The 20,339-nt window shown below is 71.9% G+C and carries 20 protein-coding genes and 1 pseudogene; 7 read left to right on the top strand and 14 right to left on the bottom strand.

The window, feature by feature from the left end; translation table 11 throughout:
* The first annotated feature begins 91 nt into the window (after nt 1-91).
* Nucleotides 92-1,069 carry an NAD(P)H-quinone oxidoreductase gene (locus tag AB0N27_RS18445; protein WP_364370498.1) on the top strand — a complete coding sequence of 326 codons (978 nt, stop codon included), beginning with the start codon at nt 92-94 and terminating at the stop codon, nt 1,067-1,069.
* Here the strand turns inward: AB0N27_RS18445 and soxR are convergent.
* Nucleotides 1,052-1,510 (bottom strand): redox-sensitive transcriptional activator SoxR, encoded by a 459-nt coding sequence (gene soxR / locus AB0N27_RS18440; RefSeq protein ID WP_364370495.1) that lies wholly within the window; start codon nt 1,508-1,510, stop codon nt 1,052-1,054. The two genes, AB0N27_RS18445 and soxR, sit on opposite strands and share 18 nt — an antisense overlap.
* Nucleotides 1,511-1,557: 47 nt before the next feature.
* Here soxR and AB0N27_RS18435 point away from each other — a divergent pair, with 47 nt between their 5' ends.
* Together AB0N27_RS18435 and AB0N27_RS18430 are read left to right on the top strand one after the other, a co-directional pair.
* Nucleotides 1,558-2,253 (top strand): transketolase, encoded by a 696-nt coding sequence (locus AB0N27_RS18435; protein WP_364370492.1) that lies wholly within the window; start codon nt 1,558-1,560, stop codon nt 2,251-2,253.
* Between the two features lie 5 nt (nt 2,254-2,258).
* Nucleotides 2,259-3,152 (top strand): transketolase, encoded by an 894-nt coding sequence (locus tag AB0N27_RS18430; protein ID WP_364370847.1) that lies wholly within the window; start codon nt 2,259-2,261, stop codon nt 3,150-3,152.
* On the opposite strand, the gene AB0N27_RS18425 is transcribed toward AB0N27_RS18430, so the two are convergent.
* Entirely contained in the window at nt 3,138-3,845 is a 708-nt protein-coding gene (locus tag AB0N27_RS18425) for a glycosyltransferase family 2 protein (RefSeq protein WP_139587811.1), read from the bottom strand. The genes AB0N27_RS18430 and AB0N27_RS18425 overlap by 15 nt on opposite strands.
* A 124-nt stretch (nt 3,846-3,969) precedes the next feature.
* Here AB0N27_RS18425 and AB0N27_RS18420 point away from each other — a divergent pair, with 124 nt between their 5' ends.
* Both AB0N27_RS18420 and AB0N27_RS18415 read left to right on the top strand, forming a co-directional pair.
* Nucleotides 3,970-6,123, top strand: coding sequence for a glycosyltransferase family 39 protein (locus AB0N27_RS18420; protein WP_364370488.1), 2,154 nt, complete (start codon nt 3,970-3,972; stop codon nt 6,121-6,123).
* 164 nt (nt 6,124-6,287) lie between these two features.
* Complete coding sequence (locus AB0N27_RS18415) at nt 6,288-7,889, top strand: ricin-type beta-trefoil lectin domain protein (RefSeq protein WP_364370485.1); 1,602 nt, start codon at nt 6,288-6,290, stop codon at nt 7,887-7,889.
* A gap of 40 nt (nt 7,890-7,929) precedes the next feature.
* Here AB0N27_RS18415 and AB0N27_RS18410 read toward each other — a convergent pair.
* From AB0N27_RS18410 to AB0N27_RS18385, 6 genes and pseudogenes are all read right to left on the bottom strand, one after another.
* Nucleotides 7,930-8,530 (bottom strand): annotated as a pseudogene (locus AB0N27_RS18410) (hypothetical protein).
* Nucleotides 8,531-8,586: 56 nt separating this feature from the next.
* Nucleotides 8,587-9,981 carry a HAMP domain-containing sensor histidine kinase gene (locus tag AB0N27_RS18405; protein WP_364370482.1) on the bottom strand — a complete coding sequence of 465 codons (1,395 nt, stop codon included), beginning with the start codon at nt 9,979-9,981 and terminating at the stop codon, nt 8,587-8,589.
* A 124-nt stretch (nt 9,982-10,105) separates the two neighbouring features.
* Nucleotides 10,106-10,798: a response regulator transcription factor gene (locus AB0N27_RS18400; protein WP_364370479.1), complete on the bottom strand. Its 693-nt coding sequence runs from the start codon at nt 10,796-10,798 to the stop codon at nt 10,106-10,108.
* 78 nt (nt 10,799-10,876) lie between these two features.
* Nucleotides 10,877-11,389: a hypothetical protein gene (locus tag AB0N27_RS18395; protein ID WP_364370844.1), complete on the bottom strand. Its 513-nt coding sequence runs from the start codon at nt 11,387-11,389 to the stop codon at nt 10,877-10,879.
* Between the two features lie 112 nt (nt 11,390-11,501).
* The gene (locus tag AB0N27_RS18390) at nt 11,502-12,509 is read right to left on the bottom strand and encodes a phosphotransferase (protein ID WP_364370476.1); all 1,008 of its coding nucleotides are present in this window, start codon (nt 12,507-12,509) and stop codon (nt 11,502-11,504) included.
* A gap of 46 nt (nt 12,510-12,555) precedes the next feature.
* Nucleotides 12,556-13,728: an acetyl-CoA C-acyltransferase gene (locus AB0N27_RS18385; protein ID WP_364370473.1), complete on the bottom strand. Its 1,173-nt coding sequence runs from the start codon at nt 13,726-13,728 to the stop codon at nt 12,556-12,558.
* A 79-nt stretch (nt 13,729-13,807) separates the two neighbouring features.
* Between AB0N27_RS18385 and AB0N27_RS18380 the strand changes: the two genes are divergently transcribed.
* Complete coding sequence (locus tag AB0N27_RS18380; protein ID WP_364370470.1) at nt 13,808-14,236, top strand: PH domain-containing protein; 429 nt, start codon at nt 13,808-13,810, stop codon at nt 14,234-14,236.
* Nucleotides 14,237-14,240: 4 nt separating this feature from the next.
* Here AB0N27_RS18380 and AB0N27_RS18375 read toward each other — a convergent pair whose 3' ends face one another.
* Complete coding sequence (locus tag AB0N27_RS18375) at nt 14,241-15,152, bottom strand: rhomboid family intramembrane serine protease (RefSeq protein ID WP_364370467.1); 912 nt, start codon at nt 15,150-15,152, stop codon at nt 14,241-14,243.
* Between the two features lie 94 nt (nt 15,153-15,246).
* Nucleotides 15,247-15,777 carry a peptidylprolyl isomerase gene (locus AB0N27_RS18370; RefSeq protein WP_364370464.1) on the bottom strand — a complete coding sequence of 177 codons (531 nt, stop codon included), beginning with the start codon at nt 15,775-15,777 and terminating at the stop codon, nt 15,247-15,249.
* Nucleotides 15,778-15,861: 84 nt separating this feature from the next.
* Here AB0N27_RS18370 and AB0N27_RS18365 point away from each other — a divergent pair, with 84 nt between their 5' ends.
* A complete protein-coding gene (locus AB0N27_RS18365; RefSeq protein ID WP_364370461.1) occupies nt 15,862-16,629 on the top strand; it encodes a hypothetical protein in 768 nt (255 codons plus the stop codon).
* A gap of 64 nt (nt 16,630-16,693) precedes the next feature.
* Here the strand turns inward: AB0N27_RS18365 and corA are convergent, their stop codons facing one another.
* From corA to AB0N27_RS18345, 4 genes are all read right to left on the bottom strand, one after another.
* On the bottom strand, nt 16,694-17,842 hold the full coding sequence (gene corA / locus AB0N27_RS18360; protein ID WP_364370458.1) for a magnesium/cobalt transporter CorA: 1,149 nt from the start codon (nt 17,840-17,842) through the stop codon (nt 16,694-16,696).
* 310 nt (nt 17,843-18,152) lie between these two features.
* Nucleotides 18,153-19,247 carry a PLP-dependent aminotransferase family protein gene (locus AB0N27_RS18355; protein ID WP_364370454.1) on the bottom strand — a complete coding sequence of 365 codons (1,095 nt, stop codon included), beginning with the start codon at nt 19,245-19,247 and terminating at the stop codon, nt 18,153-18,155.
* 106 nt (nt 19,248-19,353) lie between these two features.
* Nucleotides 19,354-19,812, bottom strand: coding sequence for an ester cyclase (locus AB0N27_RS18350; protein ID WP_364370451.1), 459 nt, complete (start codon nt 19,810-19,812; stop codon nt 19,354-19,356).
* 81 nt (nt 19,813-19,893) lie between these two features.
* The gene (locus AB0N27_RS18345; RefSeq protein WP_364370448.1) at nt 19,894-20,286 is read right to left on the bottom strand and encodes a CBS domain-containing protein; all 393 of its coding nucleotides are present in this window, start codon (nt 20,284-20,286) and stop codon (nt 19,894-19,896) included.
* Nucleotides 20,287-20,339: the final 53 nt, after the last annotated feature.

Genomic DNA, 20,339 nt, shown 5'->3' with positions numbered 1-20,339 from the left:
CCCCGATGCGCCGACCAGGCGCTCCGGCAGGTCCACAGTGGGCCATGGGGTGCGCCTGCGGTAGGGGGCCGCATCGGGTAAGACTGAGCCCATGCGAGCCATCACGATTCCCGAGCCCGGTGGTCCCGACGCGCTGGTCTGGGCGGAGGTGCCCGATCCGGAGCCCGGCCCCGGCGAGGTGGTGGTGGACGTACGGGCCGCCGGGGTCAACCGCGCGGACCTGCTGCAACGGCAGGGTCACTACCCGCCGCCGCCCGGCGCGTCGGAGTATCCCGGGATGGAGTGCTCCGGGGTGATCAGCGCGGTCGGGTCTGAAGTGACCGGGTGGACCGTCGGGCAGGAGGTGTGTGCGCTGCTGGCCGGCGGCGGGTACGCCGAGAAGGTGGCCGTACCGGCCGGGCAGTTGCTGCCGGTGCCTGCGGGCGTCGACCTGACCGACGCCGCGGCGCTGCCGGAGGTGGCCTGCACGGTCTGGTCGAACGTGGTGGGCGTGGGCCGGCTCAGCTCGGGTGAACGGCTGCTGGTGCACGGCGGGGGCAGCGGGATCGGCACGTTCGCGATCCAGTTCGGGTCGGCGCTCGGCGCGACGGTCCTGGCGACCGCGCGGGCGGCCAAGCATCCCCGGTTGCATGAGCTGGGCGCTGCGGTGACTATCGACTACCGCAAACAGGACTTCGTCGAGGAGGTCCGGCAGGCCACCGACGGCCACGGCGCGGACGTGATCCTCGACATCATGGGCGCCTCCTACCTGGGCCGCAACGTCGCCGCGCTGGCCACCGGCGGCCGCCTCGTGGTGATCGGGATGCAGGGTGGGCGCAAGGCCGAGCTGGATCTCGGCGCGTTGCTGGCCAAACGGGCGAGCGTCGCGGCGACCGCGTTGCGGTCCCGTCCGCTTGCCGAGAAGGCGGCGATCGTCCGGGGCGTACGCGACGAGGTGTGGCCGTTGATCGAAGCCGGCAGGATCCGCCCGGTGGTGGACCGGCGGCTGGCGATGGCCGAGGCGGCGCAGGCCCACCAGCTTGTCGAGTCGAACGATCACGTGGGCAAGGTGCTACTCACCGTCGGATGACACCGGCCTGGGCAGCATCAGGCGCGCCCCCGGCCCCTCGCCGGCCAGGGCGTCCCCCGGGTTGTTGAGGGTGCAGCGTTGCAGGGACAGACAGCCGCAGCCGATGCAGCCGTCCAGGTCGTCGCGGAGCTTGGTGAGAAGCCGGATCCTCTCGTCCAGCCGGCCCCGCCAGCTCGCCGAGAGCCGTTCCCAGTCCTGCGGGCTGGGCGTACGGCCCCCGGGCAGTGATTCCAGCGCGGCCCGGATCTCGTCGAGCGAGACGCCGACCTGCTGCGAGATCCGAATGAAGGCGACTCGCCGCAGCTCGGCGCGGGCGTACCGGCGCTGGTTCCCGCCGGTGCGGTCGGCGCGGATCAGCCCGAGCCGCTCGTAGTAGCGCAGCGCGGACGGCGCGACGCCCGATCGGACGGACAACTCGCCGATCGTCAACAAATCCGTCATCACCCGGTCCTTGAGTTGAAGCGCACTTCAAGTCAGAGAGTAGTGGCATGGCCACCACACTCACCACCGACAGCACCGCCGCGCTCCCCGCGCTGATCCGCCGGCTGACCGGCGACGAGAAGCACGCGCCAAGCGCCCACTCGACCGTCGGCGTGCTCCAGGTCCTCTACGACCGGGTCCTGCGGATCACCCCGGACACCGCCGACGATCCGGAGCGCGACCGGTTCCTGCTCTCCAAGGGCCACGGACCGGTCGCCTACTACGCGGTGCTCGCCGCACACGGCTTCATCCCGGACGACTGGCTCGACGACCTCGCCGGCCCGGGGAGCCGACTGGGCCACCACCCGGACCGGACGCTCGTGCCGGGGGTCGAGATCGGCTCCGGCTCCCTGGGCCACGGTCTCGGCCTGGGCGTCGGCACCGCACTCGGGCTGCGGGCCCAGGGCCTGCTCAAACCCCGGGTCTACGTGCTGCTCGGCGACGCCGAACTGGACGAAGGCTCCAACCACGAGGCAATCGCGTACGCCGGCGCGACAGGCCTGGGCAGCCTCACCGCGATCGTCGTCGACAACTCGTCGACCACCCACGGTTGGGCGGGCGGGATCGCCAGCCGGTTCACCGTGAACGGCTGGACCGCCGACACGGTCGACGGCCGGGACCACACCGACCTGTACGTGGCGCTGACCGGGCACCGGCCCGGCCGGCCGCACGTCGTGGTCGCCCGCGTCGAGAGCAGGGGATGACAGCCATGCGTGCCGCCTTCATCGACACCACCACAGCCCTGCTCGACGAGGACCCCCGTACCGCCCTCGTGCTGGCGGACATCTCGGCCAGCCAGTTCGCGCCTGCCGGTGCCCGGCACCCGGACCGGGTCCTCAACGTCGGCATCCGGGAACAGCTCATGATCGGCGTGGCCGGCGGGCTCGCCCTGACCGGGATGCGCCCGATCGCGCACTCGTACGCGACGTTCCTGGTCGACAGGGCGTACGAGCAGATCAAGCTGGACCTGGACCACCAGGGCGTCGGCGCGGTGCTGGTCAGCATCGGCGGGTCGTACGACGGGTCGCGGGAGGGCCGGACGCACCAGTCACCCGGGGACGTGGCGCTCTTCGACTCCCTCGGCGGCGCGTGGACGGTACGCGTGCCCGGCCACCCGGACGAGGTGGCGCCGCTGCTCCGGGCCGCCACGGCCACCGACGATCCGGTCTACCTACGGCTCGGCGAGCAGCGCAACGCCCGGGCGTACCCGGACGCCGACCGGCTGCGGGTGCTGCGGCGGGGCGGGGTGGACGCTCCGCTCGTGGTGGCCGTCGGGCCGATGCTCGATCCCACGCTGGCGGCGACCGAAGGGCTGGACGTGACAGTGGCGTACACCCACACACCCCGCCCGTTCGACGTGGCCGGGCTGCGCGCGCTCGCCGGGACGGAGGTGGTGCTCGTCGAGCCGTACCTCGCGGGGACGTCGAGCGCGGTCGTCGGCCGGGCGCTCGCGGACGTGCCGCACCGGCTGCTCACCCTCGGGGTCGGCCGGACCGACCTGCGACGGTACGGCGATCCCGCGGACCACGCCCGGTGGCACGGCCTGGACGCCGAAGGGCTGCGGCTGTCGCTCGACGCGTTCCTGGGGTCAGTTCGACGATGAGACGGCGGGACGGCGGCGGGCGCGTTCGCGACCGAGGATCCAGATCGCCTCGACGCCGTCCTTCCAGGTGATCTTCTTGCCCTCTTCGCGGCCACGGGCCCGGTAACTGATCGGCACCTCGTACGGGCGGATGCGGCGGCGCAGCAGCTTGCCTGTCACCTCGGCCTCCATGCCGAAGCCGCGCGAGCGCACCCCCAGCGACCGGTAGAGCGCCACAGGCATCAGCTTGAAGCAGGTCTCCAGATCACCGATGTACGAGTTGAACAGCACATTGGCCGCCATCGTGACGCCCTTGTTGCCCATCACGTACCAGAAGCTGTAGGCACTGTGGCTGCCGAAGGTGCGATTTCCGTAGACCACTGTCGCGCGCCCGTCGAGCACCGGGTCGAGCAGTTTGGGGATGTCCTGCGGGTCGTACTCCAAGTCGGCGTCGAGGATGACCATGTAGTCGCCCTCGGCGCTGTCCACCGCGGTCTTGATGGCCGCGCCCTTGCCGGCGTTGCGCTGGTGGGTGATGACGCGCAGGCGAGCGTCGTCGGCGCGACCGAGGATCTCACCGGTGCCGTCCCGGCTGCCGTCGTCGACAACGACCAGCTCGATCTCGCAGGGATAGTCCACCGCCAATGCCTGCTTGAGGGCATCCGCGATGCGTTCTTCCTCGTTGTAGACCGGCATGAGGATCGAGAGCTTCACGGGAATCTCCACGGTGGCGACAACACGTCGGGCATAGCCTAGCCTGGCTGGTCAGCTCGACGCTGGCCGCCATCGTCGGGCGGTCGGCGTGGCGGACTCAGGCGGATGGTGTTTACTTCCGGCCATGTCGGCTGCCGGCTCCCTGCTCGCGGCGGTTCCCGCCGCCTCGGTGCTCCTGCTCACCGTCGCGACGAGGCCGCGCGGGGTCGGTGCGGTGGCCCCACTGCGGCTGGCAGTGGTACGCGCCGCCCTGCTCACCGGAGCGTACGCGGTGCTCGTCGTCGAGGTGCTCGGCGCACTGCACGCGTTGAGCAGGGCGGCGTTCACCATCGCCTGGCTGCTATTCCTGGCGGTCGCCGCGACCGCCGCCGGATTGCGGTGGCGCCGGGCTGACGAATCCGCGCCGCCACCCACCGCCGCACCCCGGCCGGTGCCGGTCGGCGCCGTGGCGTCCGGCGGTGGACCCGACGCACCCGCCCCGGTCGTCGCCGACGGCGCTCCCGCGCCGACCCGGACCGACAGGTCACCCGCCGGGCTGCTCGGCGTGGCGGTCGACACCTGGCGAACGGCCGGCCGGGGCGAACGGCTGCTCGCCGGCGCGGTCGCCGGGCTGGTCCTGGTGGAGCTGCTTATCGCGCTGCTTGCCGAGCCGAACAACTTCGACTCGCAGACGTACCACCTGCCCAAGGTGGAGCACTGGGTCGCCCAGGGTGACCTGGACTTCTGGGCCACCGCCATCCACCGGCAGGTGACCATCCCGCCGGGCGCCGAATACCTGCTGCTGCACCTGCGCCTGCTCACCGGCGGGGACGCGCTGCACAACCTGGTGCAGTGGGCCGCCGGGGTGCTCTGCCTGCTGGTGATCGCGCGGATCACCGCGCAGCTCGGCGGTGGCCGGCGGGCCCAGCTGCTCACCGCGTTCGTGCTGGCGAGCACGCCGATGGTGGCCCTCCAGGCGACAAGTACGCAGACCGACCTGGTCTGCGCGGCGTGGGTGGCCTGCGCGGCGACCCTCGTGCTGGACGGCCTGCGTCGACGGACCGGCTGGGGCACGCTGCTCGCGCTCGGGGCCGCCACCGGTCTGACCGCTGTGACGAAGACAAGCGGCCTGATCGCGGTGGGCCCGCTGCTGGTCCTCTGGGGGCTGGCCCAGCTCCGCCTGGTCCTGGCCGACCGAGCACCGGCGCGGGCCGGCGGTGTGGCCCGTACGGTAGGCGGTTCGGTACTGATCCTGCTTGTCGCCGCGGTGGTCGTCGGCCCGTTCCTGGCCCGGGTGACCGCCGAGTTCGGGCACCCGCTGGGGCCGCCCCGGTTGCGCGAGTCCATCCCGATGGAACGGCACGATCCGGCGTCGGTGCTTGTCAACGCGCTGCGGATCGGGCACACGGCGTTCGACACACCGTTGGCGCCGCTACGCCGCGCCGGCGCGGAGGCGATCATCGGCGGCGCGGACGTCATAGGCGTCGACCCGCAGGACCGGGCGATCACCTTCGGTCGGGAGATCTTCCCCGAGCCCGCCTGGTATCCGGACGAGGACCGGGTGGCGTTCCCGATCGCCGGGGCGCTGGCGATGATCGGCGTGGCCGTCGCGCTGGCCCGGCCCCGCCGGATCGACTCCGGGCAGGTCGGGCCGCTGCGCGCGTACGCGGTGGTGGCGCTTGCCACGGTCCTGCTGCACACCGCGATGATCAAGTGGCAGCCGTGGGGCAACCGGCTGATCCTCTACGCCCTCGTGCTCGCCGTGCCGCTGGCCGGGCTCTGGCTGGACGCGCTGCTTCGCCGGCACGCCCCAGCGACGGCCGGGGTGGCGGCGCGACGCTCGATCGCCACGCTCGCGGCGGTCACCGTGCTTGCCACCTCGGCGCTGGCCGGGGTGCTCGCCCTGTCGTACGGCTTCCCGCGCCGGCTCGTCGGCGCCGGCTCGGTCTTCACCACCTCGGACTGGGACACCCGGTTCCTGCGCCGGCCACAGTGGGCCGACGAGTTCCGGTGGGCCGCGGCGTCGGTACGCGACAGCGACGCCCGCCGGATCGGGCTGGTGCAGCAGAACGACAACTGGGAGTACCCGTGGTGGCTGCTGCTGCGCCAGCCCGACGGGGGCTCACCGGAGCTTGTGGCGTTGCAGTCGGTGCTGCCGGAACGACCTCCGGCCGACCCGGCCTCGGTGGACGCCATCGTCTGCACCGGCAGCAGGCCGGCCTGCGCCAAGCTCGTTCCGGCCGGCTGGCGGCTGGAGTTCCGCGACTACGTCGGCTACGCGCTGCCGCCCGGCCGCTGACCGCACCCGACAGGAAGACACCGCCGCGCCGCCCGGATCGTCTGATCCGGGCGGTTCCGCATCCCGCGCGCAAGGATCCGAAGCGCATTCACATCCGTTGATCGGCACGTTACCGTCTGGTAACTCAATCGACGTCCCGCGATTGAGCCGAAAGGAGTGCGTCGATGCCTGTTACCCCCGCCAGGCCCGGACGCGCGACCCGACGGCGGGCCATCACCGTCGCCGTCGCCGTCGCCGCTCTCGTCCTGCCGATGCTCGTCGGACCGGCAGCCCCCGCTGCCGCCGCCGACCGACCAGCCGTCCAACCACTCCCCGCCAACCTCGAAGCGGTCCGGGCCGCCGAGGCCACCGCCCTCTACGGCAGCCCGGCGATCCGCCCAATCGAGCAACGGCGTACCTCCCTGATCACCATGGGTGACAGCCAGATCTCCGGGGAGGGGGTCGGCAACTACGTGCCCGGCACCCACCAGGACGGCAACTGGTGCGACCGCTCGTACGACCAGGCGGTGTTCCGCACCGGCATCCCGTCGGACGCGCGCTACAACATCGCCTGCTCCGGCGCGACACCGTGGAACCTGATCGCCGGCGGCCCCACCCAGCACAACGAACTCAACCAGGGCGACTACCTGGGGATCAAGGCCCGCAACACGCACGTGAAGCTGATCTGGGTCGTCGTCGGCGCGAACGGCGACGGCACCATCCAGTTCGGCCCGGTCGCCACCGACTGCGCGATCAGCCGGGTCTTCCTCCAGGGCAACTGCTACCCCGACTACACCGACCAGTGGACGATCCGCACCGACGGCAGTCGCCGGGCGGTTGCCGACGCCCTCACCGACATCCGGCAGACCATGACCAGAGCCGGCTACCTGCGTACCGACTACGAGCTGGTGCTCATGTCGTACCCGAGCCCGGCCAGCCCGGACGTGGAGGACAACCCGAACTTCCCGGGCTGGTACTCGGGCGGCTGCCTGCTCTATCTCGCCGACGCCGCGTTCGCCAGGAACAAGGCGGTGCCCCTGTTCGAGTCGGCGCTGCGCGCTGCGGCCTCCCAGACCGGCACCCGCTACCTGGACGCCAGCCGACTCTTCCACGGCCACGAGGTGTGCACCGACAACACCTCGGTCCGCGGCCTCAACATCGAGGTCGGGATCTGGAACGAGAACGCCGCACGGCAGTCGTTCCACCCCAACGCCCGGGGCCACGGCATGTTCGCCCAGTGCATCACCCAGTTCTGGAACTCGGAACAGCAGCAGGCCACCTGTGTCGACCCGGCCAGCACCGGCGCCGGCGTGCTCTACTCCGGTCTGATGCAGTTCAAGCAGGTACGCAACCTGGCTACCAACACCTGCGTCGACGGCAATGGCTACGACTCCCGCAACGGCACCGCCCAACAGTCGTACGGCTGCCACGGCGGGCGCAACCAGGGCTTCTGGTACGACTCGACCAGGCGGTCACTGCACTCGGAACTGTCCCACGACCGCTGCCTCGACGTGGCCGGCGGATCGATGACGGCGGGCACGGCTGTCAACATCTACGACTGCAACGGCACTCCCGCCCAGCAGTTCGCCTTCGCCGGCAACCAACTCAAGCCGGTGAGCGCCAGCACCCTCTGCGTGGCGTTCGACAACCCGTCGTCGGGCACTCCCCGGCTGCGGTTGGCCGCATGCTCCAGCAGCACCCGGCAGCAGTGGTCGTTCGAGGCCCGTACCGCCGCCAACCCGGTCGGCTACGGTCACGACGACTTCATCGGCTCGCGCGTCTACTGACGCGAAAAGGGGGCCCTGGCACCGGCCAGGGCCCCCTTTCTCACTTGGCGCGGGGGATGAGGATGAGCCGGGCCGCGCCCTTGTCGCCGTCCTTCGCCCCGGCGACGCCGAGCGTCGTACCGACCTTGACGTCGCTGACCCGCACGGTGGCCCGATGCTCGACGACCCGCAGGTCGTCGCCGAAGGTCCAGGTCACGGTGAAGCCGTCGGTGGACTTGACAGTCATCGAGTCGCCGTCGATCGCGGTCACCTCACCACGCTGCACGGCGACGGTCTGCGTACCGCCGTCCTTCGTCTTCACCACTGCCTCACCGTGCAGGGTGTTCCTGCGCAGCAGCACGCGGGCCTGGCGGCGCTTGCGCCACTCCTCGCCCCGCTTCTGCTTGGCCTTGTCCTGCTGCGGTGGGGGAGGCGCCGGGCGTCGGGGTGGCCGGCGCGGCGACGGTCCGCACGTCAAGCTCGTCGGCGTCGAAACCCATCGCGGCCAACGCCTGACCCTCCACCCCCATCGCCGCGGCGACGTCGACGGCGGCGTCCCGGGCGGGCTGGCTGGCCACCTCGGCCGCACCGCAGCCGCTGACGCCGAGCGCGACCGCCGCGAGCAGGGCCGTGGTGCCTGTGGCGAAACCCCAACGTGGCATGACTGTTCCTCTCGTCCGTGGAGTCCTCAGCCTTCCCCCGGTCCACGAGCGGAGCGTCAGGCCGATGTTCGGGCCAGGTAAGGATCACCGGGCAGCCGGACCGTGAAGGCCGCGCCACCCTCCGGGGCGTGGCCGGCGACGATCTCCCCGCCGAGTCGACGCACCAACCCGGCGGCCAGCGCCAACCCGAGCCCGCTGCCCACCTTGCGCACCCCCCGGTAACGCTCGTGCAGCGCGCCCCGCTCGAACGCCACCGCCAGGTCGTCGTCGGTGAAGCCGGGTCCGCCGTCGCGGACCTCCAACACACCGCCGGCGGCCGGGCCCGCACCGGCCGGCCGGACCGCGAGCACCACAGGCGCACCAGGGGGTACGACCCGCAGCGCGTTCTCCAGCAGCCCGTCCACCACCTGCCGGATCCGACCCGGATCGGTGTACGCGGGCACCGGCTGACCCGGCGTCTCCACCCGGAACGCCACGCCCACCGCCGCGCACCGGCCGGCCCAGGTCGGCTCGGCGTCCACGGCCAGCCGGGTCAGGTCCACCGACACCGGTTCGAGGGGAAAGTCGGCGGCCTCCAGCCGGGCCAGCGCCAGCAGGTCACCGATCAGCCGGTCCAGGTGTTGCGCCTCGGCAAGCATCGTCCGGCCGGTGTCGACCGTGTCGTCCGCGCCGAGCACCCCGTCGGAGAGCGCCTCCGCGTACCCCCGGATCGCGGTCAGCGGCGTCCGCAGCTCGTGCGAGACGGAGAGCAGGAACTCCCGCTGCCGGCCCTCGCTGGTGGCCAGGGCTGCGGCCAGGCCGTTCAACGCCTCGGCCAGGTCGGCGACCTCGTCCGGCGGCTCGACCGGTACCCGCACCGCGCGGTCACCGGCGCGCAGCCGGGCGGCGGCGGTCGCCGCGACGCGGATCGGGCGGGCCAGGCGGCGGGCCAGCAGGAGACCGGCCACCACACCGGCGGCCAGCCCCGCCAGCAGCGGCAGCCAGAGGCTGCGCAGCACCTGTGCCCACAGCCCGTTCGCCGACGAGCGGGAGAGCACCACTCCGTTGCCGCCCGGCAGCGCCCGACCCTCGACCAGGGCACGCCGGCCGTTGACCGCGCGGCGGGCCGACACGTTGCGCCCCTGCTCGATCCGCTGCACCACCCGGGGCGGCAGCCCCGGGCGGTCGACCGCCCCACGCCGGATCAGGTACGCGTCGATGCCCTGGTTGCGGAGTTGCTGGATGAGCCGCTCCTCGTCGGCCGTACGACCACGGTCCAACCGGGTCCGCAGCACCTCGGCGGCGAGCCGGGCCTGTGCGGCGAGCGCCTCCTGGTCACGGCGCTCGGCGCCACGGATCGCCAACGGCACCGCCACGATCGCGGTGACCAGCACCGACACCAGCGCCACAGCGCAGGCGACAAGCACCGCCCGGGCGGTGAGCGTCCGGCCGAACCGGCTGCGCCGCGGCACGGCCCCGGCAGACCTCGCCGATCTTGCACTTCCTGCCTGTGCAAAAGGGATGAACCTCGCGAAAGGGCGACAGAAAGCGCAAGATCGGCGCAGAGGGGCCGGCGAGGCGACGCGTACCTGGTGCTCAGGCATCGACGGCGTACCCCACGCCGCGATGGGTCCGGATGACACTCGCCGGGCCGAGCTTCGCGCGTACCTGGGCGACGTGCACGTCGACGGTGCGGGTGCCGGCGTGCGCCGCGTAACCCCACACCCCGGCCAGCAGCTCCTCACGGGTGAAGACCCGCCCGGGCCGGGCCATCAGATGCGCCAGCAGGTCGAACTCGGTGGAGGTGAGCTGCACCGGCGCGCCGTCGGCGGTGACCGTCCGGCGGGCCGGGTCGAGGGTCACCGGGCCGACGACGCGCTGCCGGTCCGCGCCCTCCGGGCCGCCGGCCGAGCGGCGCAGCACCGCACGCACCCGGGCGACCAGCTCACGGGGGCTGAACGGCTTGGTCACGTAGTCGTCGGCGCCCAACTCCAGGCCGACGATCCGGTCGACCTCGTCGTCGCGGGCGGTGAGGAAGATGACAGGCGTCCAGTCGCCGGCCTCCCGCAGCCGCCGGCAGATCTCCGTGCCAGGCAGGCCGGGCAGGGCGATGTCCAGGACGCAGGCCACCGGGCGCAGCCGGCGGGCGGCGGACAGGCCGGCCGCGCCGTCACGCTCCAGGTGTACGCCGAACCCGTCCCTGGTGAGGTACAGCCGGACCAGGTCGGCGATGGCCGGCTCGTCCTCGACCACGAGGACGAGCCCGCGGTGCGGCGGGTCGACTGTCACCGGCCCATGATTGCCGACCCGTCGCGTCGACGCGATCGGTACGTGTTCGAGTTTGGTAAAGGCCCGCGCGGTGTGGCGTCAGCGCGCCACGGCGGGACGGAACACGCCCGCTCGGGCGGTCGCCGGTGTGTCGCTGATCGTCGCGACGACCCGCTCGCGGGGTGTCCGCAGGCGGGTCCGGAATGCGTGGTTCAGCAGCGCGTCGAGCTGCCACACCCGCTTCGGGTGGGCCGTACGGATCAGGAACCGTTCCCGGATCCCGTCGATCGCGGTGGCGGCCAGCTCGACCGAGTGCAGCCGCGGGTCGGGGCTCCAGGTGACGTTGCTCAGCTCGCGCAGCTCGGTGTTGAGGTGCAGGCGCAGCCGGTGCAGCAGGCGGGTCTGCTGGGTCACCACCAGCCGCCGATGGGTGAGCAGCAGAAGATAGTCGCCGGTGACCGGGCGGTCGGGGCGGCTGCACCTGGTGACCAGGATGGTGGCGTCACCGGAGCCGACGCAGCGACGGAAGACAGGCATGTGCCGGCTGAGGGTCTGCACTGCCAGGCCGGCCTCGGCGGCGGCCGGGAGGAACGTTCGGGAGAAGACGTCCATGACCTGCCCAACGACGCCCCCCGGCGGGGTGACGTGGGTCACGCCTACTTTTTGGAAGTTCCACGCGGCCTGTCGCACTGGCTGTCCGACTTCCGACCGGGACAGATCATGGTCAGGCGTCGGACCGGAGCGGATCGCCCGCGAACAACTCCTCGAGCCATCCCGGCACCGCGTCGGCGTAGTCGGTGCGGGACTCGTCCACGGTGTCCAACGCCCGCCGCCAGGAGAGCGACCGGCTGACCGGGGCCAGGCCGATCGCGAGGTCGGCGGCCTCGACCAGGGTACGGCGGTCGTACCTGTCGGTCCACGCCTCCAGGTACGCGTCGCGCAGCCGCGTCAACTGGGCGTCATCGGCCGACAGGCTGCTGGCGTACCGGATGGAACGCAGGGTCACCAGCAGCGTGCCGAACGGGTGCGCCACCGAGGCGTCACCCCAGTCGAAGAAGCGGTAGCCGGCGTCGCCGGCGAAGACGTTGCCGTCGTGCAGGTCGTCGTGCTGCACGGTGGCCGGAATGCCGATGTCGGCGAGCCGCCGGCACCGCTCGGCGTACGACGGCACCTCGGCGCGCAGCCGCTCGTGCTGGTCGGGGGTGAGCCCGCCCTCGGCTCCGATCAGCAGCGACCCGTGGTCGTCGAGCAGTTCGGCGAACAGACCGGCCAACACCTCGGGTCGGTGGTCCGGCACGCCGCCGGCGACCAGCCCGTCGACGCGCGACGCGCTCGCCAGTTGCAGTGCCGCGTACCCGGGCAGCGCCCGCTCCCAGTGCGCCGGGTCGGGGTCGCGCGCCAGCACGTCACGCAACGACTCCCCGCCGTCAGGCAGCAGTGACCAGCCCTGCTCCGGGTCCACCGCGATCGGGGTCAGCACCCGGTCGGGCGTCAGCTCGGCGAGCGCCGAGATCAGGAACGCCTCGTGCACCGTCCCCGGATTGTTCGCCTTGAACCAGACCGGGCCGTCGTCAGTGGGCACCCGCCACACCAGCGACCAGGGGCGTACCCGGGGTTCGACAGGCCCGGTCACCCGCCGGCCGACCCGGGTCAGCTGCTCGTCGACCCAGAGCCGGGCCCGCGTCCGCCACTCCTCGCAGGAACTCTCGGGGGCGCGATCGATCGTCGTCACGAAGGGGACCCTAGGCGGCCCGGCCGGGTCCGGCGAGACGTTTTCCTCAGACCAGCTCGACGATCGTGGCGTTGGCCATGCCGCCGCCCTCGCACATGGTCTGGAGCCCGTAGCGGATCTCGTTGTCGCGCATGTGCTGGAGCATCGTCGTCATGATCCGGGCGCCGGAGCCGCCGAGCGGGTGCCCGAGGGCGATCGCGCCGCCGCGCGGGTTCAGCCGCTCCGGGTCCGCCTCGGTCTCCGCCAACCAGGCCAGCGGCACCGGGGCGAACGCCTCGTTCACCTCGTACACCCCGATCTCCTCGATGCCCAGCCCCGCGCGGCGCAGCGCCTTCGCGGTGGCCGGGATGGGCGCGGTGAGCATGGTGACCGGGTCGTCGGCGGCGACCACTGCGGTGTGGATGCGGGCCAGCGGGCGCAGGCCGTGCCGGCTGGCCCACTCGGAGGTGGTCACCGCGAGGGCGGCGGCGCCGTCGGAGATCTGGGACGCCGAACCGGCCGTCACCACGCCGTCGGCGCGGAACGGGGTGGCCAGCTCGCCGAGCTTCTCCAACGAGGTGTCGCGACGGATGCCCTCGTCGGCGGCGAACTTGCCGCCGTCGCCGAGCGGTACCGGTGCCAGCTCCGGGTCGAACGCCCCGGCGTCCTGCGCGGCGGCGGCCTTCTCGTGGCTGGCAAGCGCGTACTCGTCCAGCTGGGTACGCGAGAAGCGCCAGCGGCGGGCGATCAGCTCGGCGCCGACGCCCTGGTTGAACGGCAGCGGCGCGTCGTCGGCGAAGCCCTCCACACCCCGGTAGCGGTCGCGGATCTGGTCGCTGAACGGCATCCCGCCGGCCACGCTGGAACCCATCGGCACCCGGGTCATCGACTCCACCCCGCCGGCGACCACGAGGTCGGCCTGGCCGGAGAGGACTGTGGCGGCGGCGAAGTGCAGCGCCTGCTGGCTGGAACCGCACTGCCGGTCCACTGTGGTGCCGGGAACGGTCTCCGGCCAGCCGGCCGCGAGCACCGCGTTGCGGGCGATGTTCCAGGACTGCTCGCCCACCTGGGACACACAGCCCCAGAAGACGTCGTCGACCTGCGCCGGGTCGAGCCCGGTGCGTTCGGCGAGGGCGCGCAGCACGTGCGCCGAGAGGTCGACCGGGTGGACGCCCGCGAGACTGCCCTTGCGCCGCCCGACCGGGGTGCGTACCGCGCCGACGATTACCGCGTCACTCATGTTTACCCCTCGGTAACTTGGGTGCCCCGATCCTACGTCGTCGGTGGACCGGTCGTCCGCACCCGGGCATGCTGGGCGCATGGAGGAGATTTCCACGGTCCGGCAATGGCGGGTGCCGGCGGGCCTGCCGGCGGCGAAGCTGGCCGGCGCGGTCCTGCTCGTCGCGCTCGGGCTGCTCTTCGCCGACGGCGACCCGGTGCGGGTGGCCGTGGCCGCCCTGGCCGCCGCCGCGGTGGCCGGCTGGGCGGTACGCGACCTGGTCGCGCCGGTCCGGTTGGCCGTGGCCCCCGACGGCCTCACAGTCATCCGGGGCTTCGCCGGCCGGCGGCTGCTGCCCTGGTCGGCGGTCGAGGCGATCGCCGTGGACCGCCGACCCCGGTTCGGCCTCACCAGCGAGACCCTGGAGATCGACGCTGGCGACTCCCTGCACCTGTTCGGCAGGTACGACCTGGGTGCCAACCCGGAAGAGGTCGCCGCCGAGCTGCGTGCCGCCCGCCCGAACCCCTGACCTGTCAGCCGAGCAGTTGCGCCGTCCGGAAAAGGACCAGGGCGAGCAGGATCAGCAGGATGACCACACCGCCCGCGACCTGCACCAACGTGCGCCGGCCACGTGGCGCGTACGCGAGCACGAGCGCCATCAGCGCGCCGACCGCCAGGCCACCCAGGTGACCCGGAATGGAGATGCCCGGCACGGTCAGCGTGAACACCAGGTTGATCACCAGGATCGGGATCACCTGGGAGATGTCCCGGCCCAGCTTGCGTTCGATGATGATCAGCGCGGCGAAGAGGCCGAAGACCGCCGTCGACGCGCCGGCCGTGGCCGAGTTCTGTGCGCTGAACAGGTAGGCGGCGACGTTACCGCCCAGGCCCGCGATCAGGTAGAGCGCGCCGAAGCGCAGCGGCCCGAGGTTGGCCTCCAACGACCGGCCGAGCACCCACAACGCCCACATGTTCAGCAGCAGGTGGATCACGCCGTAGTGCAGGAACATCGCGGTGACCAGCCGGTACCACTCGCCGTCGGCGATGCCACCGAGCGTGCCGTCGGGGAAGACCGCAAGCCCCAGCACTGAACCCCAGTTGGTCAGCGGGGTGCTGCCACCCATCAGCCCGCCGAAGCCGGAACCGCCAACCGCCGCGTCCCCACCCCGGTCCGAGGCGATGGACAGCAGCATGAGCAGCACGTTCAGCGCGATGATCGCCTTGGTGACGTAGCCGTGCCGGCCGGCGGCACCGCCACCGAAGGCGGTACGCGCCGGCCGCACACTGCGACGTCCCTCGTTGACGCACTCCGGGCACTGGTGCCCGACGGACGCGTCCCGCATGCAGTCCGGACAGATCGGCCGGTCACAGCGGGTGCACCTGACGTAGGTCTCCCGACCGGGGTGCCGGTAGCAGACCGGGGTGGTCGGCGGGGACTCACTCACCGGGCCGACCCTCCGTCCGCCACCGCGCGGTCCACCGGCACCGGCCGTGCTCCGGAGCGCTCAATCATGCGAGCAAAGGTACCTCGCCTGTCGGTCAGGAGGCAGATCGCTCGATCTCGACCCGCTCGATGACGACGTCCTGCAACGGACGGTCGCTCGGGCCGGTCGGGGTGCTCGCGATCGAGTCGACGACCTTCACCGACTGCTCGTCGGCGACCTGCCCGAAGATCGTGTGCCTGTTGTTCAGGTGTGGCGTCGGCGACACGGTGATGAAGAACTGCGAACCGTTGGTGCCCGGTCCGGCGTTCGCCATGGCCAGCAGGTACGGCCGGTCGAAGCGCAGCTCCGGGTGGAACTCGTCGGCGAACTTGTAGCCCGGCCCGCCCCGGCCGGTGCCGGTCGGGTCGCCCATCTGAATCATGAAGCCGCTGATCACGCGGTGCGAGATGGTGCCGTCGTAGTACGGCCCACTGCCCGGCTGACCGGTGCGCGGGTCGGTGTACTCCCGGTTGCCCTCGGCCAGGTCGATGAAGTTGCGGACCGTCTTCGGAGCGTGGTTCGGGAAGAGCTCCAGCCGGATCGGGCCAGCGTTGGTGTGCAGGGTGGCGTAGACAGCCTCGGCCACGGGTACTCCTCACTCGTTGGTCAGTTCCATGCGGATCCTCCCATGTGCCCGATCTGGCATCGCGGAGGCATCCGAAGGTGGAGGATGACGAAGGAACAACTCCCAGGAGGTAGGACCGTGTTTGGATTCGGGCGGCGTAAGTCCCAGGGGCAGCTGGCCAAGGCCGAGCTGAACCAGAGCATCAGCCACCTGATGCAGGCAGCCAACCACGCCGCGAAGGGCGCCGGCGCGACAGTCAGCCCGCGGGTCCAGGTGGCCCGGGGCTACGTCGGACCGGCCGCGATGAAGGTGCGTGACCGCGCGTCGACCGGCTGGGGGACGACACTCACCACGTTGGCACCGCTGGCCGCGGCGGCCCGTGACGGCGCCGCGCAGGCAGGGCCGCTGACCAGGAAGGCCAAGTCGAAGACCATGCGGATCACTGGTAAGAAGAAGCAGCCGCGCCGTCGCGGCTCGATGATGACGGGCCTGCTGGCCGCGGGTGCCATCGCCGGCCTGGCCGGCGCGGTCGCCCTGCGTCGCCGCCGGGAGCAGCAGGAGTGGGCCGAGTACGACCCGACCCGCACCCTGGAGCCGATGCGCGACGAGGTGGACTCCATCGAGGTCCGCACCCCGTCCACCGCCAAGGGCAGCGACGGTTCCGCCATCTCCGGAATGACCGGTGCCGGCAGCTCGGCGGTCGCCGGCGGCGACAGCGCCAGCACCACCGGCACGGCCAAGCCGACGGGTGTCCGTCCCACCGACAAGGTCCCGGCCGTCGCCGAGGGCGCCACGGACGTCTCCGGCCGTCCGGCCGACGACCTCACCAAGGCGCTGGGCAAGGACACGGCCCGCACCAACGGTCGCCGCTGACCTCAGCGGCAGCGCATCGAGCGCCGGCGACGCGGGATTCCCGCCTCGCCGGCGCCTTCGCGTGTCAGAGCCAGCCGTTGCGCCGGAACCAGCGGTACAACGCCAGCGAGACGCCGAGCATCAGGGCCAGCACCACCGGATAGCCGTACGTCATCTTCAGCTCGGGCATGTTCTCGAAGTTCATGCCGTAGATGCCGGCGACCCCCGTCCAGAACGCGGCGATGGCCGCCCACGCGGCGATCTTGCGCATGTCGTTGTTCTGGTCGACTGTGACCTGGGCCAGCCGCGCCTGGAGGATCGAGTTCAGCAGATCGTCGTACGAGTTGACCTGCTCGACCGTGCGGCTCAGGTGGTCCTGCACGTCCCGGAAGTACTTGCGGATCTCCTTCGGCACGTCCCGGTTGACCTGCGAGGTCACGTTCATCAGCGGTCGCTGCAACGGGACCACCGCCCGCTTGAACTCCACAAGCTCCCGCTTCATCTGGTAGATCCGCTGGATGCGCCCGTGGCTGTTGCGGTCGAAGACCTCGGCCTCCAGCTGGTCCAGGTCGTCCTCAAGCTGCTCGGCCACCTCCAGGTAGAGGTCGACCACCCGGTCGGTCACCCCGTACGCCACCGCCCACGGGCCCTGGAGCAGCAACTCCTGCTTGGTCTCCAGGTCGGCGCGCACAGGCGAGAGCCGGCAGGCGTCCCCGTGCCGGACGCTGATCAGGAAGTTCGGGCCGATGAAGAGCATCACCTGGCCGGTCTCCACGACCTCGGAGGTCTCGGTCAGCTCTGTGTGCTCGCAGTACCGGGCGGTACGCAGCACCAGGAAGCTCACCTCGCCGAAGCGCTCCAGCTTGGGTCGCTGCTCGGCCTTCACCGCGTCCTCGACGGCCAGCTCGTGCAGGCCGTAGGTCTCCGCGATGGCTGTCATCTCGGCCAGCTCCGGCTGGTGCAGGCCGATCCAGACGAAGCCGTGCTCCTCCCGGCGGGCCGCCTCCAGCGCGTCCGCGTACCCCCAGTCGCCGGGCTGCCGCTTGCCGTCGATGTAGAGCGCGCAGTCGACCACGCCACTGCGCCCGCTGCCGGCGGGGGTGGGCACGGGTGGCGAACCGTCGGCGTTGAGGATGCGGGTCATCGCGCGTACCGGGGACGGCCACGCCCTGGGTCGGAGGACCCGACCGGTGTGCGACGGTGTGGTCCGGCCCTGCCCGGTCCGATCTGTCATCGTGTCACCTCCCCGCGCTCGACTGCGGCTTGCAGGCTACGCCGCTCGCGGCCGGAGGCCCGTGTGACGGCCGTCGCTCGGGGCGGCGCCGGGCGGGCCGGGCCGCATCGGGGGGTGCGGGGACGACACGGCCCACCCGGCGCCCGTGGGGGCGGGGGGTTGTGCTGCACGCGTCACCCTGGCGTGGAATGGCCGGACGGACCTCCGCTGCGCCGGACGGTGACGCTCGCAGCATTGTGGGCCGCCGGCCGCCCGGGCGGGAGTCCCGGGACGGCCGGCATCGTCGTTCTGTCGGGAACCCGACAGAATTTCAGCTACGGACCGCCTCGACGGCTTCCGCGAGGCGACGGACCCCCTCGTCGATGCGGTCGGCGGTCACCGCCGAGAACGCCAGCCTCAGCGCGTGCCGCCCACCGTCCAGGACGAAGTCGCTGCCCTTCACCACCGCGACGCCACGCTCCGCCGCCGCCGGGGCGAGCCGGTCGACCAGTACTTCCTCCGGGAACTCCACCCAGAGGAAGTAGCCACCGTCGGGCTCCACGAACCGGGCCTGCGGCAGGTGCCGGCGCAGCGACTCGGCGAGCACCCGGGCGCGCTCGCCCAGCGCCGCCCGGACGGTCTCGATCGACCTGTCGATGTCGCCCGACACGCAGAACTGGTGCACGATCGCCTGGGACACCATGCCCGGCGAGATGTAGAGGCTCGTGGCGTTCTTCGCGATGTCGGCGATCAGATCGGCCGGGCCGACCAGGTAACCGACCCGCACACCCGGGCAGACCGTCTTGGTGAAGCTCGACGCGTGCACCACCACGTTGCGGGTGTCCAGCGAGAGCATCGACGGCAGCGCCTCGCCACGGAAACGGATGTCCGCGTACGGGTCGTCCTCGAAGATCGTGAACTCGTACTCGGCGGCCAGGTCGAGCAGCTCCCGCCGCTTCTCCAACGACAGCGTCATGCCGGCCGGGTTCTGGTAGTTCGGGATGACGTGCGCGAGCCGGGGACGGACCCCGGACTCCAGCAACTTGCGCAGCTCGGCCGTGTCCAGACCGTCGGGCTGGACCGAGATGCCGTGCAGCTCGCTGCCCATCCGCTGGAGGTTGAGCAGCGTCCGGTCGTACGTCGGGCGTTCCACCACCACCGCGTCACCCGGCCGGACCAGGTGGTCGAAGAGGAACGCGTCGGCCTGGAGCGATCCGTTCGTCACCAGCACCTGGTTGGCGTCGACTCCGTGCTTCTCGGCGATCCACCTGCGCAGCGGAACGTAGCCGACGGAGGTGCCGTACGCCGTGACGCCGGCGGGGTCGGCGTCGAAGGCGCGGACGGCGGCGGCCTTGAGCCCCTCGACATCGACGATGTCCAGCGAGGGAGCCCCACGGGCGAAGGAGATCAGCTGCTCGGCGGTCATGGATGTTGAGCGTACGGGCGGCGGCGGGGGGCGCGCGGACGGCACGGCGATGTCCGCATCCTGAGCCACCGGGTCGGGTGACCCGCCTTGGCCGGACGGCGACAGATCAGACCGGAAGGGCGAGCGAGTCGTGCTGCGAAGCCCGGGAAAGCCCGTCCAACCGCACGCCGAGCGCGTCCAGGAGCTGGCTCCAGTCGAAGTAGGACCGCCAGGAGACGATCAGCCCCCGGCGGGCCCGCACCATCTCGGCCACCTCCCAGCTCACCTGAAGGCCGGTGGGCGCGACGGTGCCGAACGGCGAGTGCAGCGTGCCGGTGTGGGTGCCGCTCCACCGCACCTCCACAGCCGCGCCGCCGCCCGTACGCACCGAACCCAGCGGATCGACCCGCAGGTCCGCGAAGGCGCCGGTCCAGGTGCGCAGGAGCGCGGGCAGCTCGATCGGCCGGACCGTCACCCCCGGCATCGAGTAGAACGCCTCCGGGGCGTAGAGATCCGGCAGTCGGGCCACGTCCCGGTGCAGGAGCATGGCGTACTGCTGTTCGACCAGGCGCTCCGCGTCACGCATCGGACCCTCCCCCACGGGCCACGGCATCTCCATGCCCGTGAGGGATACCTACCCGTCGATCCGCCCCGGCACACCACCCGGTCAGCCGGTGGCGACCGCCTGGTCCTCCGCCCACACCCGCATGATGTCCCGCACCGAGATCACCCCGGCGACCTCACGGCCGTCCAGGACCACCAGGTGCCGGAAGCCGCCCCGGGCCATCGCGGCGGCCGCCTCGGCCACCGTCCAGTCCGGCCCGGCGTAGACCACGTCCCAGGTCAGGTGGGCGCCTGTGCGTTCCACGTCGCAGTCCAGGCCGGCGCCGATGGCCTTCAACACGTCGCGTTCGGTCATGATCCCGACTCCCTCGGAATCCGGGTCGATCACGACAGCCGACCCGACACCGCGGGCCGACATCATCCGGGCCGCCTGGCGGAGCGTGTGCTCCGGACCGACGACGAGGACCTGGCTGGACATGGCTTCCCGTACCTGCATCACACATCACCCCTTTGGGACGGTGGGCACTCGGTACCGACATCGTGGTCTGT

It is taken from the genome of Micromonospora sp. NPDC093244 (assembly GCF_040683695.1).
In the GTDB taxonomy this organism is placed as follows: Bacteria; Actinomycetota; Actinomycetes; order Mycobacteriales; family Micromonosporaceae; genus Micromonospora.
The sequence above is the reverse complement of the archived record's forward strand: the minus strand, read 5'-3'. Positions and strand labels throughout refer to the sequence as shown.

Coding starts and splice junctions, on each gene's coding strand:
- AB0N27_RS18445 (WP_364370498.1), top strand. CDS start 92: ATGCGAGCCATCACGATTCCCGAGCCCGGTGGTCCCGACGCGCTGGTC.
- soxR (WP_364370495.1), bottom strand. CDS start 1,510: ATGACGGATTTGTTGACGATCGGCGAGTTGTCCGTCCGATCGGGCGTC.
- AB0N27_RS18435 (WP_364370492.1), top strand. CDS start 1,558: ATGGCCACCACACTCACCACCGACAGCACCGCCGCGCTCCCCGCGCTG.
- AB0N27_RS18430 (WP_364370847.1), top strand. CDS start 2,259: ATGCGTGCCGCCTTCATCGACACCACCACAGCCCTGCTCGACGAGGAC.
- AB0N27_RS18420 (WP_364370488.1), top strand. CDS start 3,970: ATGTCGGCTGCCGGCTCCCTGCTCGCGGCGGTTCCCGCCGCCTCGGTG.
- AB0N27_RS18415 (WP_364370485.1), top strand. CDS start 6,288: ATGCCTGTTACCCCCGCCAGGCCCGGACGCGCGACCCGACGGCGGGCC.
- AB0N27_RS18395 (WP_364370844.1), bottom strand. CDS start 11,389: ATGGACGTCTTCTCCCGAACGTTCCTCCCGGCCGCCGCCGAGGCCGGC.
- AB0N27_RS18385 (WP_364370473.1), bottom strand. CDS start 13,728: ATGAGTGACGCGGTAATCGTCGGCGCGGTACGCACCCCGGTCGGGCGG.
- AB0N27_RS18380 (WP_364370470.1), top strand. CDS start 13,808: ATGGAGGAGATTTCCACGGTCCGGCAATGGCGGGTGCCGGCGGGCCTG.
- AB0N27_RS18365 (WP_364370461.1), top strand. CDS start 15,862: ATGACGAAGGAACAACTCCCAGGAGGTAGGACCGTGTTTGGATTCGGG.
- corA (WP_364370458.1), bottom strand. CDS start 17,842: ATGACAGATCGGACCGGGCAGGGCCGGACCACACCGTCGCACACCGGT.
- AB0N27_RS18355 (WP_364370454.1), bottom strand. CDS start 19,247: ATGACCGCCGAGCAGCTGATCTCCTTCGCCCGTGGGGCTCCCTCGCTG.
- AB0N27_RS18350 (WP_364370451.1), bottom strand. CDS start 19,812: ATGCGTGACGCGGAGCGCCTGGTCGAACAGCAGTACGCCATGCTCCTG.
- AB0N27_RS18345 (WP_364370448.1), bottom strand. CDS start 20,286: ATGCAGGTACGGGAAGCCATGTCCAGCCAGGTCCTCGTCGTCGGTCCG.